The 21104-nt window shown below is 43.4% G+C and carries 21 protein-coding genes and 2 pseudogenes; all 23 read left to right on the top strand.

Annotated elements, in window-relative coordinates; translation table 11 throughout:
- The 23 genes and pseudogenes from ABXS75_09375 (at position 1) to ABXS75_09485 (ending at position 21102) form a co-directional block, all read left to right on the top strand.
- The gene (locus ABXS75_09375) at positions 1-1239 is read left to right on the top strand and encodes a HAMP domain-containing sensor histidine kinase (GenBank protein ID XCP86976.1); all 1239 of its coding nucleotides are present in this window, start codon (positions 1-3) and stop codon (positions 1237-1239) included.
- 62 nt (positions 1240-1301) lie between these two features.
- On the top strand, positions 1302-1985 hold the full coding sequence (locus ABXS75_09380; protein XCP86977.1) for an ABC transporter ATP-binding protein: 684 nt from the start codon (positions 1302-1304) through the stop codon (positions 1983-1985).
- Entirely contained in the window at positions 1982-4309 is a 2328-nt protein-coding gene (locus ABXS75_09385; protein XCP86978.1) for an FtsX-like permease family protein, read from the top strand. Before ABXS75_09380 ends, ABXS75_09385 begins: the two co-directional genes overlap by 4 nt.
- A gap of 208 nt (positions 4310-4517) precedes the next feature.
- Positions 4518-5393, top strand: a complete 876-nt coding sequence (locus ABXS75_09390; GenBank protein XCP86979.1) for a metallophosphoesterase — start codon at positions 4518-4520, stop codon at positions 5391-5393.
- 184 nt (positions 5394-5577) lie between these two features.
- Positions 5578-5928 carry a response regulator gene (locus ABXS75_09395; GenBank protein XCP86980.1) on the top strand — a complete coding sequence of 117 codons (351 nt, stop codon included), beginning with the start codon at positions 5578-5580 and terminating at the stop codon, positions 5926-5928.
- Positions 5929-5977: 49 nt separating this feature from the next.
- Positions 5978-6460: a winged helix-turn-helix domain-containing protein gene (locus tag ABXS75_09400; GenBank protein ID XCP86981.1), complete on the top strand. Its 483-nt coding sequence runs from the start codon at positions 5978-5980 to the stop codon at positions 6458-6460.
- A gap of 252 nt (positions 6461-6712) precedes the next feature.
- Positions 6713-7939, top strand: coding sequence for an ABC transporter permease (locus tag ABXS75_09405; protein ID XCP86982.1), 1227 nt, complete (start codon positions 6713-6715; stop codon positions 7937-7939).
- A 12-nt stretch (positions 7940-7951) separates the two neighbouring features.
- Entirely contained in the window at positions 7952-8323 is a 372-nt protein-coding gene (locus tag ABXS75_09410) for a hypothetical protein (protein XCP86983.1), read from the top strand.
- Between the two features lie 175 nt (positions 8324-8498).
- Positions 8499-8675 (top strand): annotated as a pseudogene (locus tag ABXS75_09415) (protein rlx).
- 182 nt (positions 8676-8857) lie between these two features.
- Positions 8858-9232, top strand: a complete 375-nt coding sequence (locus ABXS75_09420; GenBank protein XCP86984.1) for a GntR family transcriptional regulator — start codon at positions 8858-8860, stop codon at positions 9230-9232.
- Between the two features lie 2 nt (positions 9233-9234).
- Entirely contained in the window at positions 9235-10089 is an 855-nt protein-coding gene (locus ABXS75_09425) for an ABC transporter ATP-binding protein (protein XCP86985.1), read from the top strand.
- Positions 10086-10715 (top strand): ABC-2 transporter permease, encoded by a 630-nt coding sequence (locus tag ABXS75_09430; protein ID XCP86986.1) that lies wholly within the window; start codon positions 10086-10088, stop codon positions 10713-10715. The genes ABXS75_09425 and ABXS75_09430 overlap by 4 nt, the downstream gene beginning before the upstream one ends.
- Before the next feature lie 381 nt (positions 10716-11096).
- Entirely contained in the window at positions 11097-11399 is a 303-nt protein-coding gene (locus ABXS75_09435; GenBank protein ID XCP86987.1) for a hypothetical protein, read from the top strand.
- A gap of 501 nt (positions 11400-11900) precedes the next feature.
- A complete protein-coding gene (locus ABXS75_09440) occupies positions 11901-12593 on the top strand; it encodes a response regulator transcription factor (protein XCP87126.1) in 693 nt (230 codons plus the stop codon).
- Complete coding sequence (locus ABXS75_09445; protein XCP86988.1) at positions 12590-13621, top strand: HAMP domain-containing sensor histidine kinase; 1032 nt, start codon at positions 12590-12592, stop codon at positions 13619-13621. Before ABXS75_09440 ends, ABXS75_09445 begins: the two co-directional genes overlap by 4 nt.
- 320 nt (positions 13622-13941) lie before the next feature.
- Positions 13942-14133: a DNA-binding protein gene (locus ABXS75_09450; GenBank protein ID XCP86989.1), complete on the top strand. Its 192-nt coding sequence runs from the start codon at positions 13942-13944 to the stop codon at positions 14131-14133.
- Positions 14123-14815, top strand: coding sequence for a response regulator transcription factor (locus tag ABXS75_09455; GenBank protein XCP86990.1), 693 nt, complete (start codon positions 14123-14125; stop codon positions 14813-14815). Before ABXS75_09450 ends, ABXS75_09455 begins: the two co-directional genes overlap by 11 nt.
- Entirely contained in the window at positions 14816-15736 is a 921-nt protein-coding gene (locus ABXS75_09460) for a HAMP domain-containing sensor histidine kinase (GenBank protein XCP86991.1), read from the top strand. It abuts the gene before it with no gap.
- Between the two features lie 74 nt (positions 15737-15810).
- Positions 15811-16722 carry an ABC transporter ATP-binding protein gene (locus ABXS75_09465; protein XCP86992.1) on the top strand — a complete coding sequence of 304 codons (912 nt, stop codon included), beginning with the start codon at positions 15811-15813 and terminating at the stop codon, positions 16720-16722.
- Between the two features lies 1 nt (position 16723).
- The gene (locus ABXS75_09470; GenBank protein XCP86993.1) at positions 16724-17416 is read left to right on the top strand and encodes an ABC transporter permease; all 693 of its coding nucleotides are present in this window, start codon (positions 16724-16726) and stop codon (positions 17414-17416) included.
- A gap of 175 nt (positions 17417-17591) precedes the next feature.
- Positions 17592-17858, top strand: a pseudogene (locus ABXS75_09475) (ATP-binding protein).
- Between the two features lie 176 nt (positions 17859-18034).
- Positions 18035-18700, top strand: a complete 666-nt coding sequence (locus ABXS75_09480; protein ID XCP86994.1) for an ABC transporter ATP-binding protein — start codon at positions 18035-18037, stop codon at positions 18698-18700.
- A gap of 14 nt (positions 18701-18714) precedes the next feature.
- Positions 18715-21102 carry an FtsX-like permease family protein gene (locus ABXS75_09485; protein ID XCP86995.1) on the top strand — a complete coding sequence of 796 codons (2388 nt, stop codon included), beginning with the start codon at positions 18715-18717 and terminating at the stop codon, positions 21100-21102.
- Positions 21103-21104: the final 2 nt, after the last annotated feature.

Raw genomic sequence — 21104 nt, forward strand, 5'->3', positions numbered from 1 at the left:
ATGATGTGGAAAAAAGGAAAAGAGACAAGGGGCCTTTTGTATGGAATATCTGCCGTCTGCGTGCTTGCTTTGCTTTTGGCTTATGGTATTTCCAATATTTTGGCAAAGGACTTTCAGAGAGAAATGATCACACACGACTACGGCGTAGCGGGCTATCTCGTAAATCATACGGATTCGCTTGAAATTTCAGCGTTTACCGCTGCAAAAAGCACAGAGGATATAGCATACGGAAGCAGCCTTCTATCATCTATCGGATATGATGAAACTGCCCCCATTCATCTGCTGCCCGAAGTTTCCTCTTATCGTAATAGGGTCATGCTTTCTCTCTCCCTGCTACTGCTGTTTGTTTTTGGTACTATATACCTGCTGTTATTTTCCTATTTGCGCCGACAGCACAAGACCATACAGAAAGCAGAAAATTCTATTCGTGATTTTTTGGACGGGAATACCATGTCACGCATAGAAAGTGCGGAAACTGGGGATTGGTATAGTCTTTTCCATAAGATCAACGAGCTTTCCTCTATTTTGTCGGCTCATGCAGAAAATGAACGGCAGACAAAAGAATTTTTGCAGGATATTATATCTGATGTATCACATCAAATAAAAACGCCCCTTTCTGCCTTAAAAATGTATCAGGAGATTATGGATAACCGGCGTTCCGATACAGAAGCCATTAGCAGCTTTTCCGGGAAGTCTTTGAGAGAAATTAAGCGAATTGAGGATGTTGTTTATACTCTATTGAAATTGGCCCAGCTTGACGCAGGAATTATCCAAATGAAAAAAACGCATGAGAATATTTCTGCTCTTATGCAAGATGTTTTAGAGCGATTTGAAATGTTGGCCGAGCAGGAAAGTAAAACGATAACCTTATCCGGGGAGGCAGATGTTACCCTTTTCTGCGACGCATTATGGATCTCGGAGGCACTTGGAAACCTTGTAAAAAATGCCTTAGAACATACTGCGGCAGGAGGTCAAATCAGCATACGCTGGGAGCAAAATGCTTTGATGACGCAGATTGTGATAGAGGACAATGGAACGGGCATACATCCAGAGGACTTGTATAATATCTTTAAGAGATTTTATCGCAGTCGGTTTTCACAGAATACCCACGGCATTGGTTTAGGACTGCCTCTTGCAAAAACGATCGTAGAAATCCACGGGGGAACCATTTCCGTAACCAGCAAGCTCGATGTGGGAACTGTGTTTACCTTGAATTTTTATAACCTTACAGATAAGTAAGATAGATGTCACCGGGAAGTAAGTTGGAGGAGGTATCATGTATTTGTAAGGAGGTACTGACTATGAATATTCTTGAAGTACAAGACCTGTGCAAAACCTATGGCACGGGCGAAACAGAAGTCAATGCACTGAACCATGTGTCCTTTTCCGTGCGGAAAGGTGAGTTTATCGCTATTGTCGGTGAATCTGGTTCGGGCAAAAGCACGTTATTGAATGTTGTTGGGGCATTGGACAATCCCACATCAGGAAAGGTCTGGATTGATGGAAGGGATATTTTTTCCATGTCCGAAAAGAAGCTCACTGTATTTCGTCGGCAACACATCGGCTTTATTTTCCAGTCATTCAATTTGATACCCGAATTGAATGTGGAGCAGAATATCACATTTCCGCTTTTGTTGGATTATAAAAAGCCGGATCAGAAATATATAAATGAGCTGCTGAGCGTTTTAGGATTGATAGAACGCAGAAACCATTTACCCAGCCAGCTATCTGGAGGACAGCAGCAGCGTGTGGCGATTGGTCGGGCCTTGGCTACTCGTCCAGCCTTAATTATGGCCGATGAACCAACAGGAAATCTCGACAGCAAGAACAGTCAGGAGGTAATAGCTCTCCTGCAATCCATGTCGCAAAAGTATCAGCAGACGATTTTGATGATTACCCACAATGAAAATCATGCAAGTGCCGCTGACCGTGTTTTCCGTATGTCGGATGGCGTACTGAAGGATTTGGGGGTGTCGTCACGGTGAAAAGCTATCTTGATCTTGTCCCTCAATATGAAAAAGTACACCGAAAAAACAGCAGAATATCCGTCCTTTGTATTGTTATTTCAGTTCTGCTGGTAACGACAATCTTTAGTATGGCAGATATGGCTCTCCGTGCGCAAAAAGGCTATTTTATAAAAACAAATGGAGAATATCATATCAGCTTAAAGGATATTGACGAGCAAACCGCTGAAATGGCAGGTTCAAGGATTGATGTTTCAGTATGTGGATGGACATATCAGGGCAGCACCGGGATGATCGGGGAAAAACCTGTAATTTTTGCCGGAGCAAATGAAAATGCTTTTTCCTCTTTGACAGAAATGAATATGCAAAGCGGGGTATATCCCGCACAGGCGGATGAAGCGTTGCTCAATCAAGCGGCTTTAGAGCAATCAGGTCTGGCCGTTGGCGACACGGTTACTGTTACGGTGCCGGATGGTTCCAGGAAGGATTACCTAATTACCGGGGTACTCGAAAATATGGGAAGCCTGCTTAAAGCGGATGTGTACGGCATGGTATTAACCGAAGATGGGTTTCGTGAGATTGCCGATAAAAATGCAAAGGAAGGAAGTACCTTTCGTATTCAGTTCAAAAGTGGTGTAAATATTCAGGCAGCTATCCGGCAGATCAAAGAGGCATACGGACTGAATGATGGTCAGGTTGCAGAGAATGCGGCGTTGTTGGGCTTAATGGGCCAAAGTGAAAACAGCACCATGCAATCCCTTTACATTGTAGCGGCCTTTCTTGTCCTTTTGGTGCTGATTGCGGGTACAGTAATGATTGCCGCCAGCTTCAACACAAATGTTCTTGAGAGAGTTCAATTCTATGGGCTGCTGCGGTGCCTGGGCGCTTCTAAAAAGCAGGTGAAGCACTTTGTAATTTTGCAGGGATTACGGCAAAGTATGAAAGCGGTGCCGTTTGGCCTGATTATTGGTCAAATCCTTACATGGTGCGCTTGCCTGTTACTGAAATCTATCAGCGGGGAGCGATTTTCTGAAATCCCCCTCTTTCAATTCAGCATAGTCGGATTGATTGTCGGAACAGTGATCGGTTTCCTAATCGTACTTCTTGCCTCTTTGTCACCGGCAAAGAAAGCGGCAAAGGTATCGCCTGTAACTGCTATCAGCGGAAATACACAGCTTACACAGAATAAAAAGGCGGCAAATACGAAGCTGTTCCGTGTAGAAACCAGTATGGGAATTTTCCATGCGTTATCCGTCAAGAAAAATATGTTCCTTATGACCTGTTCCTTTGCTATCAGCATTATGATGTTCCTGTCGTTTCAAGTCATGGTTACTTTTTTGGATCAGGGAATGCCTGCTCTTGCCCCCTCTGCTGCAGATGTGTCTATTGCTATGGGAGCCACCTCATTAGACAGGACATTGAGTGATGAAATCAGCAAGGTAGATGGGGTTGATAAAGTGTTTGGCAGAATGGAACAAACGGGCGTATCTGCTTCTTATGGGAGTGACACAGGCACATTTACATTGGTTTCTTATACCGACAAGCAATTCCAATGGGCGAAGCAGGATTTGAACAAGGGGAGTATTACATCGGTCCAGAACGAAAACGGATACGCACTGATAACCTATCGTGACGGGCTTAATTGGAATGTTGGCGATACTGTAACGCTCCATACTTCCGCAGGCGATAAGCAGATAACAATAGGCGGAATAGTAACTACTACCAATGCAGCGAATAGTGCCGGCAGTTATGGCTATATGATCTGTTCCGAACAAACATTTATTGAAATCGCCGGGGATTTAGGATATACAACCATTGACGTGCAGCTTACTAATGCGGGGGATGACAATACGGTTTCTGCAATACGCGGTCTAATTCCGGCTGATAGCAATGTATCGGATAAACGCCTGACAAATTCCGAAGCACAAAGCTCTTATTATACGGGAGCCGTGTTTATTTATGGTTTCCTCATTATCATTGCTTTAATTACTGTGTTCAATATTTTTAACAGCATGAACGCAAGCGTCGCCTCACGGACGAAGCAATATGGTATTATGCGCTCTATTGGCATGGGAGCAAACCAGCTCTACAAGATGATAGCAGCCGAGGCATTTACCTATGCCATACTTGGATGTGCGGTAGGATGTGCTTTAGGTTTACCGTTGAATAGAGCAATGTTCCAGTTCCTGATTGCGGATAAGTGGGGTGTTGGGTGGACAGTTCCAATAGCTTCACTTTTGCTGATTGTCTTGCTTTGCCTCATTTCGGCGGCAATCGCGATTAGGCGGCCTATAAAGCAAATCAGTAAAATGGCTATTGTAGATACAATTAAGCTCCAACAATAATTACTTCAAGAGCTGGCCTACAACTTTTCAGTAGGCCAGCTTTTTTGTACCTATCTTACAAATGAGTAAGATAGGTGTCACTTGGATGTAAGGAGCATCGCGTAAAATGTTAATGGGAAAATATAACGGGAAACGATGAAATTTGAGAACACATACAGAACGTATGGAAGTTTGAAATTTGTTTATCTCATTCTGAAAGGTGGCTCTTATGAAAAGAAATAACTCTAAAAAGAAAAAAGCGCTTTTCCTATGTCTCGGACTAATAAGTGCCACTCTTGTTTTTTGGACTATATGGGGCAACACGGCACTGATGGTAAGTGAGATTTTAATTTCCAGTGACCGCTTGCCAACTTCTTTTTCTGGCTACCGTATCGCCCATGTGTCCGATCTTCACAATACAGAGTTTGGCGAAGATAACGTAACCCTGCTACAAATGCTGTCCGAGAGCCAGCCGGATATTATCGTGATAACCGGCGATCTTATAGATGCCCAACATACAGATATAGAAATTGCGCTTAGCTTCACACAAGAAGCTATGAAAATTGCACCGACTTACTATGTAACAGGCAACCATGAGGCAAGCAGCTCTCAATATAACACTTTGAAAATCGGGCTTAAAGATGCGGGCGTTACCGTACTGGAGGACGGAATTATCTATTTAGAGCGGGGCGATGATGTAATAGCACTTCTTGGATTAGCTGATCCGAATTATACCATTAAGGGAGATTTGTTCGGTGAAACCCCTGCAATGGTTAGCACAAAGCTGAAGAATATGCTCGAACAGGACAATGTGTATTCTGTTCTGCTCTCACATAGGCCAGAGCTATTTGAAACCTATGCTGCCTGCGGTGTTGACTTGGTATTAAGCGGTCATGCTCATGGCGGACAGTTCCGACTGCCATTTGTCGGGGGACTGATTGCGCCAGACCAAGGGCTGTTCCCCAAATATGACGCTGGCCTTTACACTGACGGCAATACAAACATGATCGTGAGCCGTGGGCTGGGTAATAGTGTAATCCCCATCCGATTTAACAATCGCCCGGAGATTATTCTGATCGAGTTGCAGGCAGGTGATACAGTGTGAAATGAAAAAGAAAGCTGTTAGAAAAGTTTTGTCTTACGCTGTTCTAAGTGTTGGTATAGGATTCATTGGAATACTGCTAATACCTACTGATATTTTGTTTTTGCTGATATATGCAGCATGGAGCATTACCGATAGGATTCTTCGCTTGTTAGAAAAAAACACATAAGAATAGATGGAGGGTGTAATGAAAACATTTCTGATTGTGGATGATAATGAAGAATTTTTAGGGCTTTTGTCCCTTGTTTTGCAGCGACACTTCAAAATCTATAAGGCCACGGGAGTACAAGATGCAGTCAAATTACTTGAAAGTATTGCAGTCGATGCTATTTGCTCAGACTACAATATGCGCGACGGTACAGGCTTAGAGCTTCTTAAAATGTTACGCCAACAGGACAGAAAAATCCCTTTTATGCTTATGTCTGCCAGTGACGATAGATACCTTACAAATGAGGCACAAAGTTGGGGAGCTTCGTTCTGCTGCAAAACTGACTATGACCTGATTGCAAAAATCAAGGGTCTGGCAAATGAGGTGTAAACTGATTATTTGCCGAAAAATCAGGAGGTGATGACATGGGAAAATAGCAATGCTCGATGTATCAGAGAGCGGACGGCAAATTGGTGAAAAGTTGTTTGCTGTTCTTAATTCAGAGCAGAAAAAGGAATTAACGCAGTATATTTTTGAGCGGGATAGTCAAAGCGATATAGATAATCCTATTGTCATTATCCCAAATCACGATCCACGGGAACATCAAGAACGCCCTTTGACTAAGATACACGAAGGCGACCTCTATTTTTGTCTGGAACAGCGAATGGTTTGTGTCCGCAGCCAGGAAGTTGAATTGACTGCAAAGGAATTTGACATACTCGCTCTATTGATAATGAACCCTAAGCGTGTATTCACCTATGAAATGATTATAGACATCGTATGGCATGAGGACTGCGACTATTATTCCCGGAAAGCCATCAACAACCATGTCAGTAACCTTCGTAAAAAGCTCAAAGTTGAGCCGGATGTGCCTGATTACATTAAGAGCGTTCACAGCGTTGGCTATAAATTTGATATTTGACGATTTGTGGCGAATTTAAGATGAATGTCATTTAGCCGGTCGGTATGTGACGAAACTTGCGATATTCCATGCTGAAAGCAGGAATTTTCGGGAAAATCAAAGGAAATCTCCCCGATATAATTCTCTCTAAAAAAGGAGGCAGATAACTAAACGTGTTTCCTGATGCTCCAAGTGCAGAAGCCTGGACGGTGGAACCGAGTCTGGAAGATTTATTCTTATATCATTTTGGCGAAGAACAGGAGGAACAGTGATATGCTCATTAAATATGAATTTTTAAAAATACTGCGTAAAAAATCGACCTTGATTGTAATGGCAATCAGCCTGATTTTAACAGGCTTTCTTTTCGGACTGCCTATTATGCAATTCCAAACCTATAATCAGAATGGTGTAATAAAAGGTTCAGCAGGTATTGCTTATGAAAAAGAGCAGTATGAAAAACTGTCTGTTCCGTTAACAGAAGAATATGTTACTAATGCAATAAAAGAAGTTCAGGAGCTTTTTGAAAATCCTGATAATGTCGGATATGACGGAAACGAGAAGTTTTTAATCGGTGATGCCTATTGGAATGGCATTGCACCAAAAGAAAAGCTGCTGAATATGATTGCAAGTACCTACAGTGCGCCGAATGAATTTTTAGCCTATAACGATCTTGCTGATTTGGATATAACAGACGGAGCGAATTTCTATCAGGCAATGGAAGCGAAGAATAACGCATTACTGAATGCTTCGGCTCGTGAATTAACGGATAATCAAAAGGAATATTGGAGCAGTATGCAAAGCAAAGTTGATACACCGCTGCAATATGGATATTATGAAGGTTGGGATATCATTATAAGCAGTTTTGAACTGCTTATGTTTGCGATACTTGCTATCTGTATTGTAATTGCACCTGTTTTTGCAGATGAATACCAGACGGGAACGGATGCAGTAATTTTGTCTGCTAAGTATGGAAAAACAAAGCTTACGACGGCAAAAATCACAGCATCACTTTTGTTCGCAACACTTGCTTTTGCACTCAATCTTATTGTTGCGTGCGGATTACCGCTTGCAGCATTTGGCACGGAAGGTTGGAATTTACCGCTTCAGATTGCAAATACAACAGTTCCGTATTCTTTAACATTCCTTCAGGCAACGCTTATCAGCATCGGTGTAATCTATTTGGTACTGCTTGGAATGATTGGCTTAACACTCTTTTTGTCATCAAAAATGAAAAGTCCTTATCTTGTACTTATTGTGCTTGTACCAGTGCTTTTCATACCTATGTTCCTTACACCAAATGGTACGACAGGCGTATATAATTTGATTTTATTCTTGCTGCCATACCGTGCAACCATGCCGGAACTAGGCAAGTATATTTCCTATTCGTTCGGCGGTTTGGTTTTGGATGCATTTTCTGTTAGGGCAATCTTGTACGCGTTGTTGACAGTAATTATGCTGCCGTTAGCAAGATTAGGCTTTAAGAAGCACCAGGTTGCATAAGGAGGTAAAAGGATGAAAAAGAGAAAGTTAATGCTTATAGGTGTTATTGCTGTGGTGTTAATTGCTGTTTTAGGAATAGTTGCAGTAAGTCAGTCATCAAAAATGTCTGAAAGGTCATTTGACGCAGTTGTTCAGGAAGTTGTAACACAGAATGACGGCGAGGTTAGAATAATTGTTGAACGAACAACTGAAATCTATGGCGACCCGCTCAATTCTCTTGGCATCAGTGAAGATACAAAATTACTTGATGCAGACGGAAATGAAATATCAATTAAAGATTTTCGGCAAGATAGCAAAGTAACAGTAAAACTAAAAGATGCATTTACCGAAGAAACGCCATATTATTATCCGACTGTGTATGAGATAAAACTTACTAATCGTTAGATACCAAAAAAACTGCTGCGCGACGGCAAAAGAAAAAAGCCGTCGCGCAGCAGTCCTTTTAACATACCTATACGAACAGCGAAAGGTGGTAGTGACATGGGAAATTATCCGCTTTACTTAATTGGAGACATTCTAATTTGGCGGGAACAGAAACAACTTTTATTCTCGCACCGTCCTGTCCTCTGCCGTTTCATATAAGGACTTCTCCGGGAAACTGTTGTAACAGGGCGTGACCGTCAAGGAGAGCCGCGGGAGATTGAGTTACCTCACGCCGGACAGGTCGAAGCCCATAACCGCCCGGAAACTGGGTGATGATTTTGACCTTGCCGCCGTGTTGGAAACACTCACCCAATACTCATGTGCGATAAAGTAACACACAAAAATTTGATAGGCAGGCAGTCCACTATTTCAAACTTCCCAATACAGAAAAAGCGGAACAAACATAATCGTTTGCTCTGCTTTTTCAATTGACAACTGACTTATTGTGTGATATACTGTACTTGTCTATATGATACAGCAAAAGGCGGTGAGCATTTGGAGATTATTGTAAGTAACAAGACGAGTCGCCCTCTATATGAGCAAATTTCAACGCAAGTTAAGGCGCAGATTATGAGTGGCGAACTGAAAGCCGGAGACGCACTTCCCTCTATTCGTTCTCTTGCAAAATCATTGCAAATCAGCGTTTTAACAGTACAAAAGGCATACGACCTTTTGCAGGCAGATGGTTTTATTGAAACAACAGCCGGAAAAGGCTGTTATGTATCAGCACAAAACCAAGACTTTTATCTGGAAGAACAACAAAAGAAGATAGAGGGGTGTTTTAATGAGGCTATCGAAATAGCCCGTACAAGTGGAATATCACTTGACAAACTAATTAACTTATTAAAACTACTGTATGAGGAGGATTGACAATGACTGATGCTTTGACTATTTCAGGGCTTACCAAAACCTATAAAGATTTTGTTTTGGATAACGTTTCATTTACCGTTCCAAACGGTACGATTGTCGGACTGATCGGAGAGAACGGCGCGGGTAAAAGCACAACAATCAATGCTGTTTTAGGACTTATCCAAAAAGAAGCCGGTCATGTTTCGATATTAGGAAAAGATGAGATGGATAATGAAACAAAAGAACAGATTGGCGTAGTCTTTGACGGGAGCAACTACCCGGAAATTCTTTCTCCCAGGAAAATCAATCGGATAATGAAGAATATCTATGACTCATGGGACGAGCAAGCCTATTTTCGGTTGCTGAAGCAGTTTTCCTTGCCCCTTGATAAACAGATCAAACAGTTTTCCAAGGGCATGAAAATGAAACTGGCTATTTCCGTAGCCCTTTCGCACCATTCTAAGCTGCTGATTTTAGACGAAGCCACCAGCGGGCTTGACCCTGTTATCCGGGACGATATTCTGGATATGCTATTGGGTTTTGTGCAAGACGAAGAACACTCCATACTGGTATCTTCCCACATCACCAGCGATTTAGAAAAAATTGCTGATTACATCGTTTTTATCCATGAGGGAAAGGTTGTGTTTTTTAAGACGAAAGATGAACTGATTGAACAATATGGGGTTATAAAATGCGGAGCGGCACAATTTGACGCATTGGATAAATCGGATATTATTGTGTACCGGAAAATGGACTATGAATGGCAAGTTTTGGTTTCAGAACGGGATAAAATGCAGAAAAAATATCCGAAAGCTTTAATTATACCAGCAACGATTGATGAAATTATGCTTCTCTATGTAAAGGGGGAAAGAGGATGAAAGGCGTTTTACTAAAAGACCTCTATATTGCAAAGAGCAATATTCTTGTAACGATTGTCAGCTTGATTGTTTTGGGATTTGGGTTATCCTTTTTACTGGAAACAAGCGCGCTTTTGGTTTTAGCCCCGGTAGCTTCTACAACAGCGGTTTTTATTAGTATCACAAGCGATGCAGGCTCGAAATGGAATAAAAATGTGATTACCATGCCCATATCAAGAAATCAGATCATCAGCGAGAAGTTTATCTTTTACATTTTGCTTGCGGTAGTTGGACTGATTACAGCCCTTATTCCATGTATTGTGCTTATGCTGGTGGGAGCGGCTATAACAGTTCATTCTTTGTGCTTATATGCTGCTATCGGTATGAGTGCCACTCTATTGGCGGGCGGTATTAGCTTACCGTGTGCCTATCTGTTTGATCCGGAAAAATCTCAAATTGTTTTTATGATGTCTTTTATGGCGTCAACAGGGATTATTGTTGGGCTTGTGCTTCTCACGAATCTCTTTATTCCTGTAAAAAACAATATCATGTTGACTTTTAATATCGTGCTTATAATTTCTGTTGCCTGGTTTTTTATCTCTCATCAAATTGCAGCAGCGGTATATCAAAATCGGGATATCGTTTGACAATGTAATAGCAAACCCAGCCGAGCCAGCGGGCGGTCAGGATGAACTTATCTTCGCCCGCTGCCCTGTTATTCTTGCCGGAGAATAGGGTGGCTTATTCCCCAAAATGCAGAAAAGCCAGCAGATGGCCGTAAAAAAGAAAATAAAAATCGTCCGCTGTAACATTTCGCGGACATTTGGGTTTTACAATAGCCTTATGGACAGATTGGAGTATCAATTATAAATTTGTACACAAAGACAAATTTTGGAAAAGGATTAACCCAAAAGCCGATAAAAGAAGCAAGATTGATTGGTGATATTCTTGGGTATAGTCAACTTGGAGTTGGAGACTAGTGGTATGCAAATATGAAATATTTGCCGAAAAGGAGAGATAAACAGGAAATGAATATATACTATATCGGCGGGTCGCCTTGTGCCGGAAAGAGTAGCGTGGCTGAGATCCTCTCGCAGAAATACGGCTTATACTATTTTAAAGTAGATGATTATCTGGACGGATATATACAGGCAGGGGCACAAAGAGGGTATCCCATCTGTAAGAAAACAGTTGGGATGAATGCGGAGCAGATCTGGATGAGGGAACCGTGGCTCCAATGCAGGGAGGAACTTGACATCTACAGGGAAATCTTTGAATTTGTCGGAAAGAACAGCATATCATCACAGAGCCGGAGGGAATGGCTATGTTGAAAAAAATAAATAATATTTTGAACATATTCGTTAGCTCATTCATCGGGGTTTTCATTGGACATAGTATATATGTATTCTGGGATTACAAAACACATCCCGACTTGTATGCTATGATGTCAGCGCCATGGTACACGAGCATTTTAATTTATCTCAAATTTACGATTGTTCTTTTGGCAGCAGCTTCTATTATAAAATTGGTAATTCGGAGGAGGCTAAAGTAAATTCCGGTTTGTCGGCATAAAGGAAAAAAGAAATTAGAAAAACTCCGGCTGGCGTTTTTTCGACTCAGCTTTGTGCTTACATTTTTTGAAATGTTCGAGCATTGTAACGTTACTGTAAAGTTAGACGAATCGCTGGAGCAGTAAAGATAGCGGGCGTCTGGCTGATACCAAAAGCAGCACTAAAGTCTTACCGTAAAAAAGAAAATAAAAATCGTCCGCTGTAACATTTCGCGGACATTTGCCTGTTATACTATCTGCAAAAAGCAAAGGAAGTGAGGACATGAAGCAGATTTTAATTGTTGAGGACGACAGCTTTCTGAATAAGATGTTAGCCTATAACCTGACCGCAGACGGTTACAGCGTGACCTCTGCCTTAAATGCCAGAACCGCCGCCGAAGCTCTGCGTCAGCGGGAATTTGATTTAGTGCTGCTGGACATTAACCTGCCGGACGGCAACGGGTATGACCTATGCAAGCTCATTAAGCCGGAACAACCGGACACCATTGTGATTTTCCTGACCGCCAACGATCAGGAGAGCGACCAGATACGCGGTTACGAAGTAGGCGCGGTTGACTACATCACAAAGCCCTTTGTGATCGGGGCCTTGCAGCGGAAAATCAAAGCCATGTTCGCCATGCTGGAACATCACAAACCGGCCAAGGACATTTACGATGACGGACGGCTGTTTCTGGACTTCTCGGAGCAAACGGCCTCCTTAAACGGCAAGCCCCTGACCCTATCCCCGATGGAGTACAAAATGCTGAACCTGTTCCGCAAAAATCCCCGGCAAGTGCTGACCCGTGGGCAGCTTTTGGAAAAGCTGTGGGATATAGACGAGAGGTTTGTGGACGAACACACCCTGACAACCTCCATCAGCCGGATTCGCAGCAAGATTGAATCCGACGGCGGCGCACCTTACATTAAGACTGTTTACGGCATGGGCTATCAATGGACGGGAGGCGAGGCAAAATGAAACTTAAAGACCTTTCGGTGAAGCGGCTGTTTGGCTGGATAGCACTGGGACTTGTCCTCTCCATGTCTGGGATCACCATAGCCCTGTTTCTTGTGACAAAACAGACGGCAGTGCTGCTGACTGGCGGGGCGCTACTGCTGTGCGCCCTTGTGGGAATTTTTGTACTGACGCTTATCTTTGGAAAACGGCTGTCACAGTTTACCGCTAATCTGTGCCAGACCTTAGATTACATGATCGCCGGGAATGAAGCACCAAAACGCCCAGAGGACAGCGAAACTCAGCTTGCCAGAATCGGACACCGGCTGGCAAGGCTCTATCAGATCATGCAGGAGAACCGCCGCAGGGTGGACGAGGAACGGCAGGAGTTACAGACCCTTGTATCAGATATTTCCCATCAGGTGAAAACGCCGGTAAGCAATCTGAAAATGGCGACAGACACCCTGCTGGGAAAGCCCATGACCGAGGCGGAGCGCACCGACTTTATCCGGGGAATCCACACACAGACGGATAAACTGGACTTTCTGTTTCAGGCCCTTGTGAAAACCTCCCGACTGGAAACGGGCGTGATCCAGTTGGATAAGAAACCGGGCCGCCTCTTTGATACCGTGGCGCAGGCCATGAGTGGAATTGTGTATGCAGCAGAGAAAAAGGAAATCGCCGTGTCCGTGGACTGCCCGGAAGATTTGACCTTTTCTCATGACAGCAAGTGGACATCCGAAGCCCTCTTTAACCTGCTGGACAATGCGGTGAAGTACACCCCGGCAGGCGGGAAGATCACGGTGTCGGTGGTGCTGTGGGAAATGTATGCGGAGATCAAAGTAGCCGATACCGGCAAGGGCATTTCCGAAAGCAATCAGGCCGCTATCTTCCGGCGCTTCTATCGTGAGGAAGAAGTACACGAACAGCAGGGCGTGGGCATTGGCCTGTATCTGGCCCGCGAGATCGTAACGCGGCAGGGCGGCTATATCAAAGTGGTTTCGGAGCTGGGCAAGGGTTCGCAATTTTCCATTATGCTGCCTACAAAATAGAACGCGGCGGACGGCCATTTCCGGTTGCCCGCCGTAAATTTATTGAAATGTCCGAGCATTGTAACATTTCACCCCGATTTAATATAATTCTTTGACTGCTGTAACATTTCGCGGACATTTGGGTTTTACAATGACCTTATCAACAGGCAGGAAGTCTTGAAGGAGTTTTGAATATGAGCGTTTTACAGACGATTGACTTGAAAAAGTATTATGGCACAGAGCCGAACATCAAAGGCAAAATTAAAAGATGCACACCCTATTATATATAGATATCCATTGGCGCACCTTCTCACTGGCTTGCGTATGGCTGGAGGTGCAATATGGATTATATGACATTGAAAGAAACTGGTGAAATGTGGGGTGTGACCCCTCAATGGATAAATTATTATAGTTCTACAGACTGTATTTCCGGCGTTATAAAAATGGAGACCGTCTGGTTAATTCAAAAGAACGCCAAAAAGTCTATTGATGGAAGAACGAAAAGAGCAAGGGGCAATCGCAATGGAAAATAAGATTATATTGATTGAAGATGATGAAGAGATCAGAAACATCGTAAAAGACTATTTATCAGGAGAATTTGAGGTATTCTCTTTCGGTAATGGAAAAACGGCTATTCAGACTATCAAAAACTACGATGAATATTCGCTTGCCCTCATAGACCTTATGTTGCCGGATATGAGTGGCGTGGAAATTATTAAGGTCATTCGACAGGCCAGCATTATTCCCATTATCATAATCACAGCGAAAGACAATGATACTGATAAATCGTTAGGTCTGAATTTGGGGGCAGATGACTATGTTGTAAAGCCGTTTTCTCTGATCGAACTTACAGCAAGGATCAAAGCCAACATTAGACGAGCCAGAACCTATCAAGCCATACCAGGCGATATGTGTGTCAAGATTAAAGATTTAGAGATAGACCCGGTAAGCCATACAGTCAGCCGTCAGGGAACCCTTATAGATTTAACCCCAATAGAATTTGAAATTCTATATCTGCTGGCGACCCATCCGGGGCAGGCTTTTTCAAAAGAACGCCTGTACGAACTTATTTGGAAAGAGCCTTATTTCAGTAATGAAAATGTGCTGAATACACATATCAATCGCTTGCGTCTGAGGCTGAAAAACGATGCAGAAGATACGACGACCTATATTAAGACCTTATGGGGAATAGGATACAAGATGGAGGATAAATAAATGTGTGTTCTGTTTGCTGTGCTTTCAGCCGCTTTGCTGCTCACTTTAATTTGGCAGCGAATACAGTACAAGAAGCTGCTAAGAGAAATTAACTATATCAGTAACCGGCTGGAAACACTTTCTATTACTTCTGAAAATGGTTTCGTGCTTCTTCCCACTGACTGCACTTGTATGAAAAAACTGGGAGCTGTGCTTAATACATTGCTTCAAGACTTTTATACAAGTAAGGCGGAATTTGAGCAGACTCAAAAAGCAATGGCACAGTTTCTCACGAATATTTCACATGATATTCGCACCCCACTCACTGTGCTAAAAGGAAATAGTGAAATGTTGGCGGCCAAAGCAGACGAATTATCTGTGCTGGAAAATATTCATACTATGGCCGTTAAAATCGACCGAAAAGCCGATGATTTGATAACAACGATCAACGATTATTTTACAATGTCAAAAATTGCTTCCGGTGATCTTCCGCTAAAATTGCAAAAGGAAAATATTTCAAGGCTATGCCACGATACCATTTTGGAGTATTACGATTTACTTGAAAAGCAGCAATTTGAAGTAGATCTACAGATACCAGATACACCAATCTTTGCTTATACAGACAGGGACGCATTGCAGCGTATTTTGAAAAATCTGATAGACAATGCAATCCGTTATGGAAGTGACGGCCAATATCTTTCTCTGCGCCTCAATGCGGTAAAGGAAAAAAGTGTTGTCGAAATAGAGGATCACGGAAAAGGAATGTCACCACAACAGCAGAAGCAGATTTTTACACGGAATTATACGACTGCTCCAAAATCATCAGGCAGCGGCTTAGGGCTGGCGATTTCAAAGCATCTTGCTTCACAAATAGGGGCAGAACTACGAGTTCAAAGCATACCAAATGAGCAAACGGTTTTCTCGATCATTATGAAAAGTTAGAAAAAAGTTAGATTTCAGGCAGAGAAAAGAGAAGTCTGTTTTGTATAATGGTAGCCGTACAGGAGGCATACAAAATGGATTACATTATGGAAACCATAGGGCTGCGAAAGTCCTATAAGGGAAATGTCGTTGTAAACGATGTGAATATTCATATCCCCAAAGGGGCAATTTATGGCTTTGTTGGGCCAAATGGTGCCGGCAAAAGCACAGTAATGAAAATGATTTTGAACCTAATCCAGCCAGATGCCGGAGAAGTTCAGCTTTTTGGTGAGAAAGTCACCGATCACAGTTACGAAATATTCAAAAAAGTGGGCTCCATCATTGAAAATCCGTACTTTTACGAAAAAATGACAGCCCGCCAGAATTTGGAACTGCATTGCGAGTATATGGGCTTTCCTAATAAGGAGCGGATTGATGAAGTCCTCAAACTGGTTGATTTGCAAAATGCCTGGAGCAAACAAATCCGTCATTACTCATTGGGCATGAAGCAGCGCTTGGCTATCGCAAGGGCAATTCTTGCAAGACCGGAATTTTTAATCTTGGATGAGCCAATTAATGCATTAGACCCCGAAGGCATTCGTGAAATGAGGAACCTGTTTCAGCGGCTGAACCAAGAAGATGGAACGACCATTTTTATTTCCAGTCACATTTTGTCTGAAGTTGATCTGATCGCTGATACGATTGGGATTATTCAGCACGGGAAGCTCTTATCAGAACTGCCTATTGAGGAAATTCACAAACATCAGACAGAATATATACGTTTGCAGGTTGATGATGTGACCCATGCGGCAGCCCTGCTTGAACAAATGGGCATTACAGAATTTAGCGTATTGGACAAAGAGTATATCCGTATCTATGGTTCCGATGTTTCAGGTAAAGTCCTTTCAAAAACCCTTATAGAGAATGGTGTCGGTTTGGAGAGTTTAGGACGTAAACACGACACACTGGAAGATTATTTCTTCAAACTCACAGAGGAGGGAAAATGATATGGCACATCTGATCAAATTGGAATTGAAAAAGTTTGGGATAACACGAAATATTATAGTTACTCTCGCAGCAATCCTTTTTAGCATACTTTTTATTACAGTATCATTAGTGGACAGTATGAAAGACCCGGAACAGACAAAGGACACTTTTGAAAGTACATTTCTTGTTATTGGCCTATTGATGTCATTTATTTTCATTGTGTACTCGTCAGTTTTAACCGCACGGTTGATTATTGGAGAATATAATCAGCGGACAATAACAATCATGTTTTCCTATCCTTTGAACCGAAGGCAACTGATTGCCAGTAAGCTGATTATTATAATGGTCTACACGGCAATTTCGATAACGATTGGATACATCTGTTGCAGTGGTTATATTATATTGGCTGATAAATATTTCGATATGTTGGATGGCGTATTTCAAATTTCTTTCTTTCAAATATGGATACCGATGGCCGTTATTACCGTAATAGTGTGTACAATTTTGTCGCTCTGGCCGTTTATCATTGGCATGATCCGGAAATCTGTGCCTGCAACAATCGTAACTTCGTTGTTTGTTATTGTCTTTCGACAAGTGATTATCAGCAAGAATGCAAGCAATCAGGAGTCTTGGCTGCAAATTTTCTTAGTTGTTGTAATCACATTTGCTACGGCTCTGTTTATTTTCAAAAAGAAAGTTTCAGAACTATATTGATTTTATCTGCGAATGAAGGCAAAAGGAAAAAGATGATTATGAGTACCTGCTTGGAGAATGTGATGTCTATGTGCGGCAGTTTGGCGGAAAGATACGGGGCGAGGTGAATTACCAGAAATGGTAGGCTACCATAGGGTATCATGCAGGAAAACCGCCGGAAGGTAGATGGGGAGCGGCAGGAGGAAACATTTCCGTATCGGTGATGAAATGGGAAATGTATGTGGAGATCAAAGTGGCCGACACCGGCAAGGGCATTTCCGAAAGCAATCAGGCGGCCATTTTCCGGCGTTTCTATCGTGAAGAAGAAGTACACGAACAGCAGGGCGTGGGCATTGGTCTGTATCTGACCCGCGAGATCGTAACGCGGCAGGGCGGCTATATCAAAGTAGTTTCGGAGCTGGGCAAGGGTTCGGAATTTTCCATCATGCTTCCTGCAAAATAGAACGCGGCGGACAGCCATTCCCAGCTGCCCGCCGTAAATTTTTGAAATGTCCGAGCGTTGTAACATTTCACCCCGGTTTTCAATGAAATTTTGGGGCCGCTGTAACATTTCGCGGACATTTGGGTTTTACAATACCCTTATCAATAGGCGGGAAGCCTTGAAAGGAGTTTTTGAATATGAGTGTTTTACAGACCATCGACCTGAAAAAGTATTATGGCACAAAGCCGAACATCACCCGCGCCCTTGACGGCGTGAACTTCTCCGTGGAGGACGGCGAGTTTGTGGCCGTTGTGGGAACCTCCGGCAGCGGCAAATCCACCTTGCTTCACATGATGGGCGGGCTGGACACTCCCACCAGCGGAACCGTGATCGTCCGGGGCGAAGAACTGGCAAAGAAGAACGATGAACAGCTTACCATCTTCCGCCGCCGCAACATAGGCTTCATCTTCCAGAATTACAATTTGGTCCCCATTCTGAACGTGTATGAAAATATCGTCCTGCCGGTGGAGCTGGACGGGGACACGGTGGATCAGAAGTTTTTGGACGAGATCGTTCACTTGCTGGGGCTGGAAGATAAACTGAAAAATATGCCGAACAATCTTTCCGGCGGACAGCAGCAGCGTGTGGCGATTGCCCGCGCCTTGATTACCAAACCGGCTATCGTACTGGCCGACGAGCCTACTGGCAACCTTGACAGCAAGACCAGCGCCGAGGTGCTGGGGCTGATCAAGCGCACCAGCGCGGAGTTCCGGCAAACCGTAGTCATGATTACCCACAACAACGACATTGCCCGCCTTGCAGATCGGATTGTCCGCATTGAGGATGGCAAGATTGTGGAATAAGGAGGTGGCAGACTATGACATGGCCTTTTGAGAATGACACCAGTGCAGTTGTCCGCAGGCTGTCAGACGCCCGGCTCAGGCAAAGCCGTTTCAGAAATAATCTGATCGGCATCATAATCTTTATGGCTGCGGCTATTATGGCTTTTGTTTCTTCCTATGCCTATAATATTGCAAATGACTATGCGGCATCAACTGCTTATCAGGGGATTTTCCAAAATCTCTCCCAGGAGGATATTCCCCTGTTGAAAGCAGATTCCCGTATTGAGGACGTCGGCGTGTACCAATCCATCGGTATGACAGAGCAGGGGAACGGCATCACGATGGGCCTCGTGTGTTCGGATGAAACAACCATGCAGCTTTCCAATATCACCCTGGCTGAAGGACATATGCCTCAAACGGCAAATGAGCTGCTTGTGGAAAAGGGGTATTTAGACGCGCTGAACCTGAATGCGGGGATCGGTGATACAATATCAGTGCATTATCGCAGCCTGGCAAGCCGTCAATTAGAGACAAAGGATTTTCAGATTACAGGGTTTATTCAGACGTCTGCTGAAAATGACAGGAACCGGGTTGCGTATAACGCAATTGTTTCGCAGAATTTTGCGCAAGAGGATCCCGCTTTTTCTGCCGGGCCTGTATCAGCCATGTTTTCTGTTCGTAATGTCACAAAATATACCAATCAGGAACTGAAGGAATTAATACGGAACATTGGGCAGGATTGCGGGATTTCCGCAGACAACATTCAAGTAAATAATTTGTATATTGACAGCAACAATCTATCAAAAGAGACGATATTTACCGTGTTGCTCGTTGGTATGGTCTTAATAGGTGTATGCTCCCTGGTTGTCTACAATATTTTTTTCATTTCCGTAATGAATGATGTGATATCCTTTGGACAGCTGCGCACGCTTGGCACAACGAGGAAGCAGATAAAGCGAATTATTTCAAAGGAAGGAAACTGTCTGGCCCTTCGGTTTATCCCGTTTGGGTGTGTTGCAGGCGGAATGCTGTCCTTCCTGATAGACAGAAATGCTTTTCAGCTGATTCCCAGCGTTATAATCGTGCTTTTGTCCGGCGCGGCTGTATTTGTCTGTGTAAGGCTGTCCATTTTGAAACCGGCTAAAATTGCAATGTCGGTTTCACCCATGGAAGCGTTCCGTTACACCTGCTATGACGGCACGAAAAAAACAAGAAAGAGCAGGAAACATCTTACGCCATTTTCACTGGCGGCTATGAATCTGCTGCGAAACCGAAAACGGAGCATATTAACCTTTACCTCTCTCGTTTTGAGTGGAGTGCTGTTTGTGGGGATATCCTCCCTACTGACCTCGCTTGATCCCGTGCAAAGAGCAAAACAGAGCTTCCCTTATGAGGGAGCCTATGTGGTAGAACTGAACCGGGCATTGGTTACGCCTTCATTTTCCCTTACAGAGTTACAGGAGGACAATCTTCTGACAGATGAATTGAAACAGGAGATTTTGTCGTTAGACGGCGTAGAGGGAATTGCCTGCCAACAGGAGATCTGCGTTACGCTGGACGGAATGGAAACGGCGATCCGGAGCATGAACGCAGAGGATCATGAAGCATTAAGGGAACAAGTGCTGGCCGGAGTTCTGCCGGAGTTTGACCATACTGGGGAAAACGCTCTTGTGGTCAACATGGGCAGCCCAGAATTAGAATATCTGCAAAAGAGCTATGAAGTTGGTGATACAGTCACTTTTTCACAATTTAGAAACGGCCTGCAAGACAGCTTTACCTATGTGGTTGCCGCTGTGATCTTTGATAAAAACAGTGCATCCAGTTTTATTTTGCCCGCAGGTGAAATGAACCGGGCAGTCCCCTATAACGCAAACAGCGCATTCGTTATCCAGGCAAAGACTGACAACTGTATTGAAATTGAGCATGAACTATACTCGCTGGTTTCAGTAAGCGACGATTTGCGCCTAAAGACACTAAAAGATATGACGATGCAGTATAAAAGCGTTTTTAGCACGATTTCCGCTGCGGCCTACGCACTGTTAACTGTTGTTATCATATTCAGTATTATCAATTTGGCCAATACCAGCATAACCAATATTATTTCCAGAAGAAAAGAACTGGGGCTGTTTTGTGCGGTTGGTCTGGACGGCAAGCAGCTTTGCCATATGATTGGCGCTGAGATCGCATTTCAAACCCTTGGCAGTTTTGCTGCCTCTGTTGTCTGTGGATTGTTCATCGGAAAAGCAATATGCTCTGCTGTAGGAAATATTCCCGGCTTTAGCTTTGTAGATTACAGTTTCCCGGCTGTATCCGTTCTTTTTTACGGTTTGCTGATTTTTATGCTTCAAATCTCTCTTACAAAATGGGCAGGCCTGTATTGCAAGAAAACAACGGTGGTTGAGCAGCTTCGCGCGGCGGAATAGGA

Source organism: Roseburia hominis (assembly GCA_040702975.1).
GTDB classification, from domain to species: domain Bacteria; phylum Bacillota; class Clostridia; order Lachnospirales; family Lachnospiraceae; genus Allocoprococcus; species Allocoprococcus hominis_A.

Coding starts and splice junctions, on each gene's coding strand:
- ABXS75_09405 (XCP86982.1), top strand. CDS start 6,713: ATGCTCATTAAATATGAATTTTTAAAAATACTGCGTAAAAAATCGACC.
- ABXS75_09470 (XCP86993.1), top strand. CDS start 16,724: ATGGCACATCTGATCAAATTGGAATTGAAAAAGTTTGGGATAACACGA.
- ABXS75_09435 (XCP86987.1), top strand. CDS start 11,097: ATGAATATATACTATATCGGCGGGTCGCCTTGTGCCGGAAAGAGTAGC.
- ABXS75_09445 (XCP86988.1), top strand. CDS start 12,590: ATGAAACTTAAAGACCTTTCGGTGAAGCGGCTGTTTGGCTGGATAGCA.
- ABXS75_09380 (XCP86977.1), top strand. CDS start 1,302: ATGAATATTCTTGAAGTACAAGACCTGTGCAAAACCTATGGCACGGGC.
- ABXS75_09400 (XCP86981.1), top strand. CDS start 5,978: ATGCTCGATGTATCAGAGAGCGGACGGCAAATTGGTGAAAAGTTGTTT.
- ABXS75_09480 (XCP86994.1), top strand. CDS start 18,035: ATGAGTGTTTTACAGACCATCGACCTGAAAAAGTATTATGGCACAAAG.
- ABXS75_09425 (XCP86985.1), top strand. CDS start 9,235: ATGACTGATGCTTTGACTATTTCAGGGCTTACCAAAACCTATAAAGAT.
- ABXS75_09465 (XCP86992.1), top strand. CDS start 15,811: ATGGATTACATTATGGAAACCATAGGGCTGCGAAAGTCCTATAAGGGA.
- ABXS75_09440 (XCP87126.1), top strand. CDS start 11,901: ATGAAGCAGATTTTAATTGTTGAGGACGACAGCTTTCTGAATAAGATG.
- ABXS75_09410 (XCP86983.1), top strand. CDS start 7,952: ATGAAAAAGAGAAAGTTAATGCTTATAGGTGTTATTGCTGTGGTGTTA.
- ABXS75_09395 (XCP86980.1), top strand. CDS start 5,578: ATGAAAACATTTCTGATTGTGGATGATAATGAAGAATTTTTAGGGCTT.
- ABXS75_09450 (XCP86989.1), top strand. CDS start 13,942: ATGGATTATATGACATTGAAAGAAACTGGTGAAATGTGGGGTGTGACC.
- ABXS75_09460 (XCP86991.1), top strand. CDS start 14,816: ATGTGTGTTCTGTTTGCTGTGCTTTCAGCCGCTTTGCTGCTCACTTTA.
- ABXS75_09375 (XCP86976.1), top strand. CDS start 1: ATGATGTGGAAAAAAGGAAAAGAGACAAGGGGCCTTTTGTATGGAATA.
- ABXS75_09430 (XCP86986.1), top strand. CDS start 10,086: ATGAAAGGCGTTTTACTAAAAGACCTCTATATTGCAAAGAGCAATATT.
- ABXS75_09390 (XCP86979.1), top strand. CDS start 4,518: ATGAAAAGAAATAACTCTAAAAAGAAAAAAGCGCTTTTCCTATGTCTC.
- ABXS75_09455 (XCP86990.1), top strand. CDS start 14,123: ATGGAAAATAAGATTATATTGATTGAAGATGATGAAGAGATCAGAAAC.
- ABXS75_09485 (XCP86995.1), top strand. CDS start 18,715: ATGACATGGCCTTTTGAGAATGACACCAGTGCAGTTGTCCGCAGGCTG.